The following is a 15,146-nucleotide window of genomic DNA, read 5'->3' as shown; positions in this document are numbered from 1 at the left end:
GCTCGGCCGCGCCCCATAGGGTCGACCCCCTCGCACTCTGGGCCGGGCCAGGGGAAAGACACCGTGGCACCGGTCTGATCGGTCATGTCGTCGTGGGGGCAACGCTACCCAATGGGTGGCTGTTCCCGCACACCCCATCCCGAAAACGCAGGACAAACGTTGCGGAACTACCAGCCGGGGTGCTGACCGGACAGCAGCACGTCGCCTCCGTGCCGGTCGTCGAGGATGACCTCGCCGGCCGCCCAGGCGTCGATCCGGAAGCCGGCCAGAGTCTCGATCGCCCGGTCGACGTCGTCCGCCGGGAGCAGCGCGACCATGCCGACGCCACAGTTCAGGGTCGCCTCCAGGTCGCTCCGCGACAGCTGCCCGGCACGTCGTACGACGTCGAAGACGGGCGCGGGGGTCCACGTCGCGCGGTCGAGGGTGACCGAGACCTCGTCCGGGAGCACGCGGGCGAGGTTGGCGGCCAGCCCACCGCCGGTGATGTGCGCCATCGCGTGCGTGTCGGTGACCTCGGTGAGCGCCAGGCAGGCACGGGCGTAGATCCGGGTGGGCTCGAGGAGCTCCTCGCCCAGGGTCCGGCCGAGCTCGGCGACATCGCCGTCGAGGGCCCAGCCGAGCTGGTCGAGGAGGACGTGCCGGACCAGGGAGTAGCCGTTGGAGTGCAGCCCGCTCGAGGCCATCGCGACCGCGACGTCGCCGGGGCGGACCCGGCCGGGGCCGAGGAGATCGGCCGCCTCGACGACCCCGGTGGCGGCGCCCGCTACGTCGTACACATCGGGCTCCATCAGGCCGGGGTGCTCGGCGGTCTCGCCGCCCACCAGCGCGCACCCGGCCTCGACGCAGGCCTCTGCGATGCCCTTGACGATGGCGGCGATCCGCTCGGGTACGACGCGCCCACAGGCGATGTAGTCGGTCATGAACAACGGCTCGGCGCCGCACACGACCAGGTCGTCGACGACCATCCCGACCAGGTCGAAGCCGATGGTGTCGTGGACGTCCATCGCCTGGGCGATCGCCACCTTGGTGCCGGCGCCGTCGGTGGACGTGGCCAGGATCGGTCGCCGGTACCGGGTGAGCGCGGAGGCGTCGAACAGGCCCGCGAACCCGCCGAGCGACCCGATCACCTCGGGCCGATCGGTCTTCGCGACCCAGCCCTTCATCAGGTCGACCGCCTTGTCCGCCGCGTCGATGTCGACGCCGGCAGCGGCGTACGCACCGCTGGCCGGGGCCGGGCTCTGCCCCTCGCTGGGCTCGGTCACGGGCTGGCTCCCTCGGCCTCAGGGGTTGTTGAGGACGGGGAGGGCGCGGTCGACCGGTGAGGTGAGACTGACCTCGAGCAGGTGCTTGCCGAGGAGGCTCTCGTCGGGCAGCGCGATCGGGTACTCCCCGGTGAAACAGGCCAGGCACAGGTTCGACGGAGCCTGGCCGGTGGCGGTGACCATGCCGTCGAGCGAGATGTAGCCGAGACTGTCCGCCCCGACACTGGCGGCGACCTCGTCGACGTCAAGGCCGTTGGCGATGAGCTCCGCGCGGGTCGCGAAGTCGATGCCGTAGAAGCACGGCCACTTGACCGGAGGACTGCTGATGCGGACGTGGACCTCGAGCGCCCCCGCCTCGCGGAGCATCCGGATCTGGGCTCGCTGGGTGTTGCCGCGGACGATCGAGTCGTCGACGACGACCAGCCGCTTGCCACGGACCATGTGCTCGAGGGCGTTGAGCTTCAACCGGATGCCGAGCTGGCGGAGGGTCTGGCTGGGCTGGATGAACGTGCGGCCGACGTAGGCGTTCTTCACGAAGCCCTGGCCGAAGGGGATGCCGGACTCCTCGGCGTACCCGGCCGCCGCCGGCGTGCCGGACTCGGGCACGGGCATCACGAGGTCTGCCTCGACGGGGAACTCGCGGGCGAGCTGGCGGCCCATCTCGACCCGCGCCTGGTGGACGCTGCGGCCGCTGATGGTGGCGTCGGGACGGGCCAGGTAGACGTACTCGAAGACGCAGCCCTTGGGCTCGGCCTCGGCGAACCGGTGGGAGCGCAGGCCGTTCTCGTCGATGACGAGCAGCTCGCCGGGCTCGACCTCGCGGACGACGCTGGCGCCGACGGTGGCGAGCGCGGAGTCCTCGCTGGCGACGACCCAGCCACGGTCGAGGCGGCCGAGCACCAGCGGCCGGATGCCCTGCGGGTCACGCGCGGCGTACAGCGTCTGCTCGTTCATCCAGACGAACGAGAACGCGCCGCGCAGGAGGGGCAGGACCTCGAGCGCGCGCTGCTCGAGCGTGGTGTCGGGATGGTGGGCGAGGAGCGAGGTGACCAGCGACGTGTCGTTGGTGGACTCCTCGACCCCGCGGCCGTGCAGGTCGAGCTCGCCCGGGGGTCCGGGCAGGCGAGCGACCATCACCTTCAGCTCGTGGGCGTTGATCAGGTTGCCGTTGTGACCCAGCGCGATCGAGCCGTCGTCGGTCGGTCGGAACGTGGGCTGGGCGTTCTCCCAGGTGCTGGCGCCGGTCGTCGAGTAGCGGGCGTGGCCGATCGCGACGTGGCCCTTGAGGGACTCGAGCGTGGAGTCGTCGAAGACCTGCGAGACCAGGCCCATGTCCTTGTAGACCAGGATCTGGCGACCGTTGCTGACCGCGATGCCGGCCGACTCCTGGCCGCGGTGCTGGAGCGCGTACAGGCCGAAGTAGACGAGCTTGGAGACCTCTTCGCCCGGCGCCCAGACTCCGAACACCCCGCAGGCGTCCTGGGGACCCTGCTCCAGCGGGTCGAGCGCCGCAGTGAGCCGACCGTCGCCGCCACGGCGGCTCTGGGAGGGGGTCACGCTCGCGAGTCTAGAGGAGGAGGGTCGTCGTACCGGCATCGGCGCACCCGTCGGACACGGCGTGCCGAATGGCCCGGCGTCATGTCCGATTTCCGCCGGAACGGGGAGCGCTGATCGGTCATCGTGGAGACATGACGCAGACGAATCAGACGACGCAGACCGTGACGGCGCACCCGATCGACCCGGCTCGGCTGGACGCCGTACGCCGAGCCGGGGAGGACGGGTGGGGCAACGCCTTCACGCCCTTCGCGGCGACCGGGGGCGGCGAGCCGCTGCGCTGCTGCCTGCGGTTCGCGCAGGCCGGCGAGCAGATCGCGCTGATCTCCTTCGCGCCGTTCGAGCAGGTCTCCCCCTGGCGCGAGGTCGGGCCGGTGTATGTCCACGCCGACCACTGCGAGGGCTACGCCGAGCCGTGGTTGCCCGGCGAGCTGCGGCGCGGACCGGGGGTGCTGCGCACGTACCGGGCCGACGGGTCGATGAACTACGAGCACAACACGCTCGTCGGCGACGAGGACCTCGAGCCGGTGCTCGACCGACTGCTGGCCGAGCCCGACGTCGCGACGGTGCACGTGCGGACCGTGCTGCCGCAGTGCTTCCTCTACACCGTGACCCGCTGACTCCCTACCGCTGGCCGAGCTCGCCGAGCTTGGCGAGCAGCAGCGCCTCGGCGTGAACGACCCGCGCGAACTCGGCGAGATGGAGGCCCTCGTTGGCGCCGTGGGCGCGGGTGTCGGGATCCTCGACGCCGGTGACCAGCACGCTGGCCTCCGGGAACGCGTCGAGGAACTCGGCGATGAAGGGGATCGAGCCGCCCACGCCCATGTCGATCGGCTGGGTGCCGTCCCAAGCCTCGGCGAACGCCGCGCGCGCGGCGTCGTACGCCGGTCCGGTCGCGTCGATCGCGGTGGGCTCGCCCCCGTCGACCGGGGTGATCGTGAGCTCGGCGCCCCAGGGGATGTGCTGCTCGAGGTGGCTGGTGAGGGCGGCGCGGGCGCTGTCCACGGAGTCGCCGGGGGCGATCCGGAGGCTGAGCCGGGTGGTCGCAGCCGGGACCAGGGTGTTGCTGGAGCCCTCGGCCTTGGGCGCGGTCAGGCCGATCACCGAGAGGGCGGGTTTGGTCCAGAGGCGCTCCACGCTGGAGCCGCTGCCGATCCACCGGACGCCGGGGACGGCACCGGACTCGGCCCGGAGACGGTCCTCGGGGTACTCCAGGTCGGCGGCGGGCCCGGCGTACAGGCCCTCGACGGCGACGTTGCCCTCGTCGTCGTGGCAGGAGGCGATGAGGCGGGAGAGCGTCATCAGGGAGTCGGGGACCAGGCCGCCCCACATCCCGGAATGGACCGCGTGGGTCAGGGTGCGCACCTCGACGTCGAGGCGGACCAGGCCGCGGAGGCTGGTGGTCAGGGCGGGGACGCCGATGTCCCAGTTTCCGCTGTCGGCGATCAGGATCACGTCGGCGCGGAGCTCGTCGAGGTGCTGCCGGAGCAGCGCCGGGAGGCTGTCGGAGCCGACCTCCTCCTCGCCCTCGACGAACATCACGACGTTGACCGGGAGATCGTCGCCGTAGATGCGGATCGCGCCGAGGTGCGCCGCGATGCCGGCCTTGTCGTCGGCGGCGCCGCGGGCGTACAGCCGGCCGTTGCGCTCGGTGGGCTCGAACGGCGGGGAGTCCCAGTCGGCGTGGTCGTTCTCCGGCTGGACGTCGTGGTGGGCGTAGAGGAGGACGGTCTTCGCGCGGTCACGGCTGCTCTTCTTGTGCGCGATCACTGCGGGGCGACCGCCGTCGGCGCTGGTGATCGTGGTGTCGAAGCCCTCGGCCGCGAACAGGTCGCGCACCGCCTCAGCGCTGCGCTGCACCTCTCCCGCCCGCTCCGGGTCAGCACTCACCGACTCGATCCGAACCAGCGCTTCGAGGTCACGTCGTACGCCGGGAAGTACGTCGCCCACGCGCGTGCGGAGATCGTCAGTCATGGCTCGGAACCTACCGATGGCCGGATAGTCCCTGACAGAACGGTCCCATTCTGGGCCCAAGGAGGACGGTTTCGTCAGGGACTATCTCAGAAATTGTCAGACAATCATTTGGAGAACGGGGGTCCCGTGCGGGATCATGGAGGCACGACCCCGCACCGATCCGACTGGCCCGCGAGCCACGCCCGAAAGCAGCGCCTCATGACCGATCAGAACTCGCGCACCGCCCACCACATCGAGCTCACCGAGACGTACGCCGCGCACAACTACCACCCGCTGCCGGTGGTGCTCGCCAACGGCGAGGGCGCCTGGGTGACCGATGTCGACGGTCGTCGGTACCTCGACTGCCTCGCCGGCTACTCGGCCCTGAACTTCGGCCACTCGCACCCGCGGCTGGTCGAGGTCGCCCGCCAGCAGCTCGGCGCCCTGACGCTGACCAGCCGGGCGTTCTACAACGACCAGCTCGGGCCGTTCTCGAAGGCGCTGGCCGAGCTGACCGGCAAGGAGATGATCCTGCCGATGAACTCCGGTGCCGAGGCCGTCGAGACCGCGATCAAGATCAGCCGCAAGTGGGGTTACCAGGTCAAGGGAGTGCCCGAGGGCCGCGCGACCATCGTGGCGATGGAGGGCAACTTCCACGGTCGCACCACCACGATCGTGTCCTTCTCGACCGACCCCGACGCGACGATGGGCTATGCGCCGTACACCCCGGGCTTCCGGTTGGTGCCGTTCGGCGACATCGAGGCGATGAAGGCTGCCATCGACGACACGACCGTGGCCGTGCTGCTCGAGCCGGTGCAGGGCGAGGCCGGCGTGATCATCCCGCGCGAGGGCTTCCTCCAGGACGTGCGCACGCTGTGTCGCGATCAAGGAGTGCTGATGGTCGCCGACGAGATCCAGTCGGGTCTCGCGCGCACCGGCCGCACGTTCGCGTGCGACCACGAGGACGTCGTACCGGACATGTACATCCTCGGCAAGGCGCTCGGCGGCGGGCTCTACCCGGTCTCGGCGGTCGCCGCGAACCGCGACGTACTCGGCGTGATCACGCCCGGCACCCACGGCTCGACGTTCGGGGGGAACCCGCTGGCCGCCGCGATCGGTAGCGAGGTCGTCGCGATGCTGAAGACCGGTGAGTTCCAGGAGCGGGCCGCGAAGCTCGGCGAGCAGCTGTACGACGGGCTGGCCGGGCTGGTCGGGCACGGCATCGACGCCGTACGCGCGCGCGGCCTGTGGGCCGGCATCGACATCGCGGCGGACAAGATGACCGGCCGCGAGTTCACCGAGGCGCTCCTCGGTCAGGGGATCCTGGCCAAGGAGGCCCACGGCCAGACCGTCCGACTGGCTCCGCCGATCGTCGCCTCCGAGTCCGACATCGAGCTGCTGGTCTCGTCGTTCCGCGAGGTCATCACCGCCTGACAGGCTCACCCGTCAGAAGGGTGCGCTCAACGGCGGTCGACCCGTCAGAAGCGCGCACACCAGGACGGCTCATCCAGCATGCGCGGCCGCACGCTTCTGGCGGGTCGGCGCTCCGGGGCCGCACGTTTCTGGCGGGTCAGCGAGAAACGACGTTGCGGAGGGGGTGGTCGTCGCGGAGGCGTTCGAGCTGGTCGCGGACCAGGGCGGCCATCCGAGGCAGCATCGCGGTGGTGCCGCCGGCGATGTGCGGCGTGATCAGTACGCCGGGAGCGGTCCAGAGCGGGTGGTCGTCGGGGAGCGGCTCGGGTTCGGTGACGTCGAGGGCGAACCGCAGCCGGCCGGCCTCGGCCAGGACGGCATCGGTGTCGAGCAGCGGTCCGCGGCCGACGTTCACGACCAGCGCCCCGTCGTGGAGCCGGGCGAGGAACCCGGCATCAACGACGTGCCGGGTGGCGTCGGAGAGCGGTAGCACCACGACCACGACGTCCTGCGCCGCCCACTCGACGTCGTCCGCACTCACCACCCGGCGAACCAGATCGTCGTCGCGCGCGGAGGTCGCGACGCCGGTGATCCGCGCCTGGCAGGCCAGCATCCGGACGGCGACCGAGCGGCCGATCGAGCCGTAGCCGAGGATCGCAACGTTGCTGTCGGCCAGGCTGCGACGGGTCGTGTCCTGTCGCCAGTGCCCGGTCTCACGGACCGCGACATCGATGCCCCGCAGCGACGCGATCGTGAGGCCCAACGCGAGCTCCGCGGTCGCGTCGTCGTGTACGCCGCGCGCGCTGAGCAGGGCGGGGCCGGGCGGCACCAGGTCGATGACCGCGTCGTACCCCGCCGTCTGCAGCTGTACGGCGCGGAGCCGCGGCAGGTCCGCGAGAAGACGTGCGGTCGTGCGGGCACGGATGTAGTCGGGCACCACGAACTCGATCTCGTCGGCCCACTCGGGCAGCTCGTCGCCCTGCGGCCACAGCAGCAGCTCGACGCCCTCGACCTTGCCGACCGCGTCCGCGAGCTCCTGCGACTGGACGGCGGCGACGATCACGACGCCCCCTCCCCCATCGACAGTGGCAGCAGCGGAGAAAGGTCAGCTCGCTCGCCACTCGCACGCACGCGTCCGCTGCTCTCGGCCTCCGCCCACGTGAGCGATGCGGTGGCGAGCGCGATCCACGTGTCGGCGTCCAGCTCGACGACGGCCGGCGGCGTGCCCCGGGTGTGCCGCACCCCCGCCACCGCCTGCCCGGCGGCGTACGGCGGCACGCGCACCTCGACCGAGGTGCCCGGCGCGCGTTCGGCGAGTACCGCGAGGAAGTGCTTCACCAGGAGGCGGGTCTGCTCCGTGCTCCGCGGATCGGCCGCGAGCGCGTCACGCACGTCGGCGTACGACGCGGGCCGGAGTCGGGCGGGCACGGAGTCATCTCATCACGCCCGTGCGCGGCCGGTCCCGCCCGGTCAGGATGCCGGACGACGTACGACGTCGATCGCGCGGCGGCGGACACCGCGGACCCGACCGACCAGTGCCGAGCGAAACGAGGGCCGAGCTGCACGGGGTGCCGGCCCCATCGACTCGATGATCGCGTCCGCGACCCGCTCGCAGCAGCGGCCGTCACGCTCCGGGAAGCTCTCGCGGATGCGCTCGAGGTACATGGGCTCCGGTTCGGGCCCGCTCTCGACCGTCTTGGTGATCGCGGCGATCGCTTCGTCGGCGGTCAGGGTGACGGGGCCGTACCCGTCGCGCGCGTAGTCGAAGTAGCCGTGTCGGCCGAGGTGCCAGCCGGCGTTCACCCGCTCGCGGTCGAACTGGAAGTAGACGACGGGGCGCTCGAGATACGCGGCGTTGAAGAACATCGACGAGTAGTCGGTGACGAGTACCCGGGCGCGGGCGAAGGTCTCCTGGACGTTCTGTCCCTCGAAGGACAGATGCCGGACATGACGCGGCGACTCCAGCCGAGCCGCCCCCTGGAAGTTCGGGTGGAGCAACGTGGCCACCGTCAGTCCTGTCCGCTCGGCCAGCTCGGCGAGCTCCGGACTGTTCACCACTGCCGACCACTCCTTGGCGTACTCCGAGGACTGGAAGTCCTCGTCTCGCACCGAGTGCCGTCCGGTGAAGATCGGCTCCGACTCCGAGAGCCACTGCCGCCAGGTCGGGGCGATCAGGATCAGGTCGCGCTGGTCGGGGGGGAACCGCTTGCCTTCCTCGAGCAGGCGGTCGAAGCGCGGGAGACCGGTGAGCTTCACCTCCCGGGTCGTGTAGCGGTACGTCGTGCGGTCGTCGACGATGGAGCGCATCTCCGCGGGCGTGCTGGTCACGAAGACGTCGATGTTCTTCCGGTTCAGCCAGGTGGACAGGTCGTCCTTGATGACGCCGTGCTGCAGGAAGGCGATCCGCCACTGCGGCTCGGCCAGCCTCCGGATCTCCTTCGGCCGTACGACGACCTCGTCGATGTGGGAGGAGACGAGCTGGACGGCGTTCAGCATCAGCAACTTCCACGTCATCGATCCGTGGGCGATCACCCGGCGGCGGAACCCGTCACGCCGCAGCCGCTTGTAGTCCGGCGTCCCACGCTCGATGACGAACCATGCGTTGACGTCCGGCCGGTTCGCGAGCAGGTACCGGTACAGGTGCTCGGCACTGTCGTCGGCGTTGAACACGCGATCGATCAGCACCCAGGCGTCGCGGAAGTACCAGCGAACGAACCTGCTGCGGGCCAGGCGGAGGACGACGCGGTCGGACGCGGACAGCTCGGAATCGGGGTTCTCGGCGGCGCCGCTCTCATGATCGCGGGACAGCTCCTTGCGGATCATGGGCGCGGTCAGCCGGAACTCGCGCGGCTTCTGATCCGTGGTGCGGACCTCGACGTTCTGGCCGTCGAGCGCCACCCGCACCGTCCCGAGCGGGAGCCAGACGATCCGTTCGTGCAGCAGGGTGCGGTCGAAGAGCGGGACGTCGCGGACCTTCTCGTGCACCGGCTCGACAACCTTGCTGTACACGGTGAACGTCTCGGCCGGTGGCTCGCCGGTGAACCGGTAGGTGACCCGCATCAGCTTCTGCAGGTTGTCCAGCCTGTCGACCACGGCGTACGACGTGCGCCAGGTCTCGTCGCGATAGCCGTGCTCCAGCATCTCACGCCAGACGGCCGGGAACTTCGTGGCGCGGTAGGTCTCGATCCCGGGACGGTCGAGCAGAGCGCAGATCTGAGCCATCAGTTCGTGGTACCTGACCGCCGTCTCCCCGTGCGCGGCCGTCGGGGCCGACAACCGCTCGTTCATCTTGAGGTACCACGAGAGCTCGTAGAGCACCATCCCCTGCAACCACGTGGGTGCGCGTCCGTACCTCTCGGCACCCTGACGGAGCAAGGCGAGATAGCCGTGCTCGAGGACGTCGGTGAACCGGCCGGGGTCGGCCCAGCTGCGGTCCAGCTGCGAGGTGCCGTCGCCACGTTTGCGGTAGTGATAGATGGCGTCGGGCAGGTAGGCCACGGTCGGCTGCGGCACGTGCAGGAGATAGATGCAGCAGAAGTGGCCGTCCTCGAACGTGACCCGGAGCCGCTCGTCGAACTGGAGGTTCCCACGCCGGATCTCGTCGGTCCGGAAGAACGTCGACGCCGCGTGACCGTGGAAGTGTCCGGAATCGATGTCCAGGTTGCGCAGTCGGTTGACCCCGGCGACGAAGTGGCGGCGCAGCGGGTTCGTGAGCGCCAACCTGGTCTGTCCGCTGAAGGGCGCGCGGTTCGTCGCCACCGCCGCGATGTTGGGGCGCCTGGACAGGTACTCATCCACCTCGGCGAGGTACCCCGTGTCCAAGACGTCGTCGGGGTCGGTGAAGGTGACCCACTCACCCTGGACGTGGGGCAGCCCGGCGTTGCGCGCGGACGCCGGCCCGCCGTTCGGCTTCGAGACGACCGTGACGAGTTCCGGGCGCCGCCGTTGCCAGGCCGCCAGGATCGCACCGGAGTCGTCGGTCGAGCCGTCGTCGACGGCGATCACCTGGAGTCGGTCGAGGGGGAACGTCTGCCCCTCGATCGAATCGATGAACTCGCCCAGGTACGGCGCGACGTTGTAGGTGGCGACCACGATCGAGAACCGCGGTGTGCGGCTTCCGCCTTCCGAGCTCGACATCTCAGACCTCGCGTCCGTCGATCTCGGCACGCGGCAACTCGCTCGCGTGGGCACGCGGCCCGGTCACGAACGGCGCAGCCATCGTCGCGCCCTTCTTCCCAGACGGTCCATCGTCCTCCTGAGCGAGCCCGGTGGCGCCACGGCCGTAGTCGGCCGCGCATCGAGCTTGCGGCGAAGCCGGTCGGCCCGCGCCCGCTGCCGATTGGCTAGCCGACGCTGCGCGACCGCCTCGTCCCGGAATGCGAGGGCTTGGTTGCGAAGGTACCCGATGCGCCGACCCATGGACGCCTGGTGGTCGACCTCCGTCAGCTCGGCGGCGGTCCAGAGCGGAACGTTGTCGATGGTCGCGAGATCCCACCGGTCTCCGAACCGCTCGAAGTCCGCGGCGTAGATCTTCCTCACCTGTTCCTCGATACCGTTCCCGAACGCCAGACCGTTGGCGCGTAGCGGTGTGTCGTTCATCCGGGGCAACGTCAGCTCGCCTGTCCAACCGACCCGGTCGAGGTGGTTGCGCAGGTCAACCTGAAGCCTCCCGAGATCCCCGACGTCATAGATGTGGGTATACGTCACAACGTCCTCGTGAAGCAATTCGACCTGGTCGCGGAAGTGGCCGTCACCCCGGATCCGGTGATGGGGCTCACGGACGAACAGGTCGACGAACGTCGCGAAGTCCTCGACCACCGACTCGGTCGACACCGGGTGCCGCGGGTACCAGTCCTCCTTCCGGTAGGAGGTGTACCCGGGGTTGTCCAGCAGGAGCTTGCTCTGCCAGGCCGAGAACAGTCGCGCCCGCGGATCGCGGGTGACCGCGAAGACGAACCACCCGTTGTCGGGATGGATCTGGGCGCGCAGCTCGGGGTCCATCTCGTCCAGGCGCGGCGACACGTGCCACTGCCGGCGGTCATGGATGTCGTCAGCGTCGCGGGCGGACGCACCGAGGCTCGGGCCGAACCCGGCGAGATCCTCGCCGGCGATCGCGGCCATCATCCACTTCAGGCTCGTGCACGCATTCTTGTTCACCTGCACGAACAGCACCCGTGCGTCCACAGCGGCATACGTCCGCCACATGGCGCCTTTGCGCGCGACCAACGCGGCGAGCGGGTCACTCTCGGGGCTGGATGGAACGGTCACGTGAATCCCTACGACGTTGGTTCGGGCACAAACCCGTCAGCCTGACAGAGCAACGGCGACTCCGCCACTCGAGGAGCAATCCCAGGGCGCTGATGATCCCGATGACCTATCGAATCACGCGTCCTTCCCTTCCTCGGGGTAGGGCTGGACCATCGAGTAGAAGACATAGGTACGTCGGTCGCGCGATCGCCCCCGTGTCTTGTCCGCCCACTTCGCGAGCACCTCGTCGACCTCGCCCATGAACTCCGCGGCCTCGTCCTTGGTCAGCTTCATCGTCTGGTCGACGATCGCGCTGAAGCTTCCCTTGTGCTGCGTGAAGGAGAAGACCTCGTCGACGAGCCGGTGCGCCCATGCGGCCTTGTTCTGTCGGAAGACCGACACCGCTGCCTTTCCGCCGGGTTGCTTCTCGATGTCCTTCACGTCGAGCCGGAAGCCACGCTCGTCGGCGAGCCTCCAGACGCGGTCGCGCTTGTCGCGAGCGGCCTCGGGCGCCGGCTGGATGACGCCGTACTTGGCCAGCTGCCGGAGGTGGAAGCTCGCCTGGTTGGCCGGGATGTCGAGCGCCTCGCCCACGTCTGCCGCTCGCATCGGGCCGGTCGCGCCGAGCTCATCGAGGATCCGGCCGCGGGTCGGGTGGGCGATGGCCCGCAACACGCGCGGGTCGGACATCGGACGGGGGTCATACGGCATGTGGGCATCCTAGCAAATTCCGCACGAAGTCTTGCGCAACTATTATTGCGCAACATATGGTGCGGAATGTGACCAGCTATCGGGACCTTGCCCGCAACCACGACTTCACGATCCTCTGGGTCGGCGAGACCATCAGCGAGCTCGGCTCGACGATGTCGCTGTTCGTCTTCCCACTCCTCGGATACCACCTCACCGGCTCCACGGCCGTCGCGGCGCTGCTCGAGGGCGCCGGCCTGCTCGGCATGGTCGCGATGATGCTGCCGGCGGGGGTGCTCGCCGACCGATACGACCGACGGACGCTGATGCTGGCCGCCAGTGCAGCCGGCTCGCTCCTCTACGGCAGCCTCGCCGTGGCGGGTTACCTCGGCGAGCTGACGATCCCCCACCTCGCGGTGGTCGCGCTGCTCTCAGGGGTGGCCCAGGGTGTCTTCCAGCCGGCCCAGATGGCGGCGATCCGCAAGGTCGTCAGCACCGAAGACCTGGCGACGGCGTTCAGCCAGAACCAGGCGCGGCAGCACGTCGCCTCCCTGGTCGGTGGCCCCCTCGGTGGCCTCCTATACGCCGTGCGCGCCTGGGCGCCCTTTGTGGTCGACGCGATCTCCTACTGCGTCTCGTGCCTCACGTTGAGCCGCATCCGCACCGACCTCCGGCCTCAGCCACGCACGGGAGCCCCGACCCGTCCGGTCCAGCAGGTCAAGGAGGGGTACCGCTTCATCCGGCACCAGCCGTTCTTCCGCACCCTGATGGTCTGGGCGACGATCAACAACCTGGTCATCAACGCCTGCTTCTTCGTGGTGATCATGCGGCTGGTCCGCGACGGCGTGCAGCCCGCCCAGATCGGCCTGGTCTCGACCTTCGCCGGCGTCGGTGGGATCCTCGGCGCCCTGGCCGCGCCGTACGTCATCGACCGGCTGCGGACCGGCACGCTGACCGTGCTCGTCGGCTGGATGTGCGTGCTTCCGCTGGTCCCCCTCGTGTGGTTCTCGACAGCCTGGGCGGCCTGCGCGTCCGTGTTCACCCTGCTCCTGCTCAACCCGGCCGGGAACGCCGGGATCGGCGCCTACCGCGCGGCGATGACGCCCGACGAGCTCCAGGGCCGGGTGGGCTCGGCGCTGAGCTTCGCGGGGATGGGTGCGATGCCGCTGGCGCCCGTGCTCGGTGGTCTGCTGCTCGGGAGCCTCGGTGGATCGACCGCGATCGCCGCCCTCGTCGCGGCGACCGGCCTCGCGGCGATGATCCCGACGCTGAGCCGCAGCATCCGCTCCGTCCCCCGCCCGGCCGCGTGGCCCCGGTTGGAGGGCGGCGCGCGGGTCGGCGAGACTGCGACGATGAACCCGCCGATCTCGGACCCCGCATGCGTGTGACCAGCACCGTGCCCGGATACGTCGCCCGTCCGGCGCGACCGAGGCCGAGATCCACGCAGCGCTCGGCGAGGCACGTGGACCGGCCCCGGGTCTAGTCCCAGTCGCCGCGCCGCGCCTGCTTGGTCCGCGAGCGACGCTTCTTCGCGTCGAGGCGGCGCTGCTTCGCAGCGCGGGACGGTTTCGTCGGGCGGCGCTTCCGCGGAGGCGGCGCGGCCGCTTCAGTCAGGAGGGTCTCCAGACGGTCGCGCGCGGCCCGGCGGTTGGCGAGCTGGGCGCGGTGCTCGGACGCCGCAACCGTGATCACGCCGTCGACGAGGCGCCCCTCCAGCCGCCCCACCATCCGCGCTCGCGTCGTCTCGGGGAGGGATGGCGAGCGGGCGACGTCGAAGGACAGCTCCACTCGGGAGTCGGCGGTGTTCACCCCCTGGCCGCCCGGACCCGAAGAGCGCGAGAAACGTTCGGACAGCTCACCGTCGGGTACGACGATCGCCCGGCCGATCCGCAGACCTTCCGCCATCACAGGCCGTCCAGGATCGCCAGCGTCTGCTGCCAGGCGTCGGCGTCGGGGTCGATCACCGTGTAGTGGTCGCCCCGGATTTCGGTCAGGGTCGCCCGCGCGCCGGCCTCCGTCGCCGCCCGCAGGTAGGTGTGCGACTGGGTGATCGGCACGGTGTCGTCGTCGACCCCGTGGACGCAGTGCACCGGGACGTCCAGCGGCACCTGGCGGGTGGGGTCGACCGGGTCGTCGTCCGGACCGGGCGCGTGGCCGAGGAACGCCTCGACCGCGCCGTCGCCGAGGCGCTCGTCGTACGCCGACGACAGGTCGAGGACCCCGGCCTGGGCGACGACGCCGGTCAGGGCGACCCTGGCGGGCCACCGGTCGTGACGGCCGCGGGAGGCTGCCCATGTCGCCAGGTGCCCGCCGGCCGAGTGGCCCAGCGCGATCACGCGGTCGCGTGGGACGTCCTGGTCGGCCAGGGCGTCGATCGCGGCCGCGACATCGTCGAGGGTGTACGGATCACCTCCGCCGTTGCCGACCCGGCGGTACTCGATGTTCCACGCCACCCAGCCGTGCGCGACCAGGCTCGTCGCGAGCGGGCGGCCGAGCGAGAGGTCGTACGCCGCCTTCCAGAACCCGCCGTGGATGACCACGACGACACCCTTCGGCGTACCGGACGGCAACAAGAGCTCGGCGATCTGGCTGGGATCGTCGCCGTAGCGGATCGTCCGGGCCGTGCTGCTCACGAGCGCAGTGTGGCAGTTGCCACTCAGTCCTCGGGCCTGGCGTCGTGGCACACGGCCTCGACGTTGTTGCCGTCCGGGTCGCGGACGAACGCGCCGTAGTAGTGCTCGTGGTACTCGGGCCAGAGCCGGGGGCCGTGCAGCGTCTCGGCCCCGAGCTCGGTGGCGGCGGCGTGGAAAGCCCGGACGTGGTCGGCGTCGGCAGCCTGGAAGGCCAGGTGCATCTCGCGGTTGGGGCCCATGCCCTCGAAGCTGCTGATCCAGAACGACGGGTTGCCGTCGCGTCCGTAGCCCACGGCCACGTCGAAGTCCATCTGGCGGGTGTAGCCGAGCGGCTCGAGCACGGTGTCATAGAAGTGCTTGGAGGCCTCGAGGTCCGCGCAGTTGATGCCGAAGTGAT

Annotated in this window: 14 protein-coding genes; 3 read left to right on the top strand and 11 right to left on the bottom strand. The window is 70.3% G+C overall.

Features of this window, described 5'->3' with window-relative positions; all coding sequences use genetic code 11:
• Positions 1-167: 167 nt before the first annotated feature.
• Together purM and purF are read right to left on the bottom strand one after the other, a co-directional pair.
• Entirely contained in the window at positions 168-1,262 is a 1,095-nt protein-coding gene (gene purM, locus VGJ24_RS05265; RefSeq protein ID WP_331499451.1) for a phosphoribosylformylglycinamidine cyclo-ligase, read from the bottom strand.
• A gap of 18 nt (positions 1,263-1,280) precedes the next feature.
• Positions 1,281-2,858 carry an amidophosphoribosyltransferase gene (gene purF, locus VGJ24_RS05260; RefSeq protein WP_414691038.1) on the bottom strand — a complete coding sequence of 526 codons (1,578 nt, stop codon included), beginning with the start codon at positions 2,856-2,858 and terminating at the stop codon, positions 1,281-1,283.
• 92 nt (positions 2,859-2,950) lie between these two features.
• Here purF and VGJ24_RS05255 point away from each other — a divergent pair, with 92 nt between their 5' ends.
• Entirely contained in the window at positions 2,951-3,436 is a 486-nt protein-coding gene (locus VGJ24_RS05255) for a DUF1203 domain-containing protein (RefSeq protein ID WP_331499449.1), read from the top strand.
• A gap of 4 nt (positions 3,437-3,440) precedes the next feature.
• Here VGJ24_RS05255 and VGJ24_RS05250 read toward each other — a convergent pair whose 3' ends face one another.
• Positions 3,441-4,790: a dipeptidase gene (locus tag VGJ24_RS05250; RefSeq protein ID WP_331499448.1), complete on the bottom strand. Its 1,350-nt coding sequence runs from the start codon at positions 4,788-4,790 to the stop codon at positions 3,441-3,443.
• 198 nt (positions 4,791-4,988) lie between these two features.
• Between VGJ24_RS05250 and rocD the strand changes: the two genes are divergently transcribed.
• Positions 4,989-6,203: an ornithine--oxo-acid transaminase gene (gene rocD / locus VGJ24_RS05245; RefSeq protein ID WP_331499447.1), complete on the top strand. Its 1,215-nt coding sequence runs from the start codon at positions 4,989-4,991 to the stop codon at positions 6,201-6,203.
• 136 nt (positions 6,204-6,339) lie between these two features.
• On the opposite strand, the gene VGJ24_RS05240 is transcribed toward rocD, so the two are convergent.
• The 5 genes from VGJ24_RS05240 to VGJ24_RS05220 all read right to left on the bottom strand — a co-directional run bounded on the left by VGJ24_RS05240 (position 6,340) and on the right by VGJ24_RS05220 (position 12,140).
• Complete coding sequence (locus tag VGJ24_RS05240; RefSeq protein WP_331499446.1) at positions 6,340-7,245, bottom strand: NAD(P)-dependent oxidoreductase; 906 nt, start codon at positions 7,243-7,245, stop codon at positions 6,340-6,342.
• Positions 7,242-7,610 (bottom strand): sterol carrier family protein, encoded by a 369-nt coding sequence (locus VGJ24_RS05235; protein ID WP_331499445.1) that lies wholly within the window; start codon positions 7,608-7,610, stop codon positions 7,242-7,244. The genes VGJ24_RS05240 and VGJ24_RS05235 overlap by 4 nt, the downstream gene beginning before the upstream one ends.
• Positions 7,611-7,652: 42 nt before the next feature.
• Complete coding sequence (locus tag VGJ24_RS05230; RefSeq protein ID WP_331499444.1) at positions 7,653-10,319, bottom strand: bifunctional glycosyltransferase/CDP-glycerol:glycerophosphate glycerophosphotransferase; 2,667 nt, start codon at positions 10,317-10,319, stop codon at positions 7,653-7,655.
• Between the two features lie 63 nt (positions 10,320-10,382).
• On the bottom strand, positions 10,383-11,450 hold the full coding sequence (locus tag VGJ24_RS05225; RefSeq protein WP_331499443.1) for a sulfotransferase family 2 domain-containing protein: 1,068 nt from the start codon (positions 11,448-11,450) through the stop codon (positions 10,383-10,385).
• 114 nt (positions 11,451-11,564) lie between these two features.
• The gene (locus VGJ24_RS05220; protein WP_331499442.1) at positions 11,565-12,140 is read right to left on the bottom strand and encodes a helix-turn-helix domain-containing protein; all 576 of its coding nucleotides are present in this window, start codon (positions 12,138-12,140) and stop codon (positions 11,565-11,567) included.
• A 68-nt stretch (positions 12,141-12,208) separates the two neighbouring features.
• Here VGJ24_RS05220 and VGJ24_RS05215 point away from each other — a divergent pair, with 68 nt between their 5' ends.
• A complete protein-coding gene (locus VGJ24_RS05215) occupies positions 12,209-13,504 on the top strand; it encodes an MFS transporter (protein WP_331499441.1) in 1,296 nt (431 codons plus the stop codon).
• A 91-nt stretch (positions 13,505-13,595) separates the two neighbouring features.
• Here the strand turns inward: VGJ24_RS05215 and arfB are convergent, their stop codons facing one another.
• The 3 genes from arfB to VGJ24_RS05200 all read right to left on the bottom strand — a co-directional run.
• Positions 13,596-14,021 (bottom strand): alternative ribosome rescue aminoacyl-tRNA hydrolase ArfB, encoded by a 426-nt coding sequence (gene arfB, locus VGJ24_RS05210; RefSeq protein ID WP_331499440.1) that lies wholly within the window; start codon positions 14,019-14,021, stop codon positions 13,596-13,598.
• Complete coding sequence (locus VGJ24_RS05205) at positions 14,021-14,749, bottom strand: alpha/beta hydrolase (protein ID WP_331499439.1); 729 nt, start codon at positions 14,747-14,749, stop codon at positions 14,021-14,023. Before VGJ24_RS05205 ends, arfB begins: the two co-directional genes overlap by 1 nt.
• 23 nt (positions 14,750-14,772) lie before the next feature.
• Positions 14,773-15,146 (bottom strand): VOC family protein (locus tag VGJ24_RS05200; RefSeq protein ID WP_331499438.1); only part of this gene is annotated, 374 nt, incomplete at its 5' end.

The organism is Nocardioides sp., assembly GCF_036493135.1.
In the GTDB taxonomy this organism is placed as follows: Bacteria; Actinomycetota; Actinomycetes; order Propionibacteriales; family Nocardioidaceae; genus Nocardioides.
This window is presented reverse-complemented; position numbering and strand designations above follow the sequence as displayed.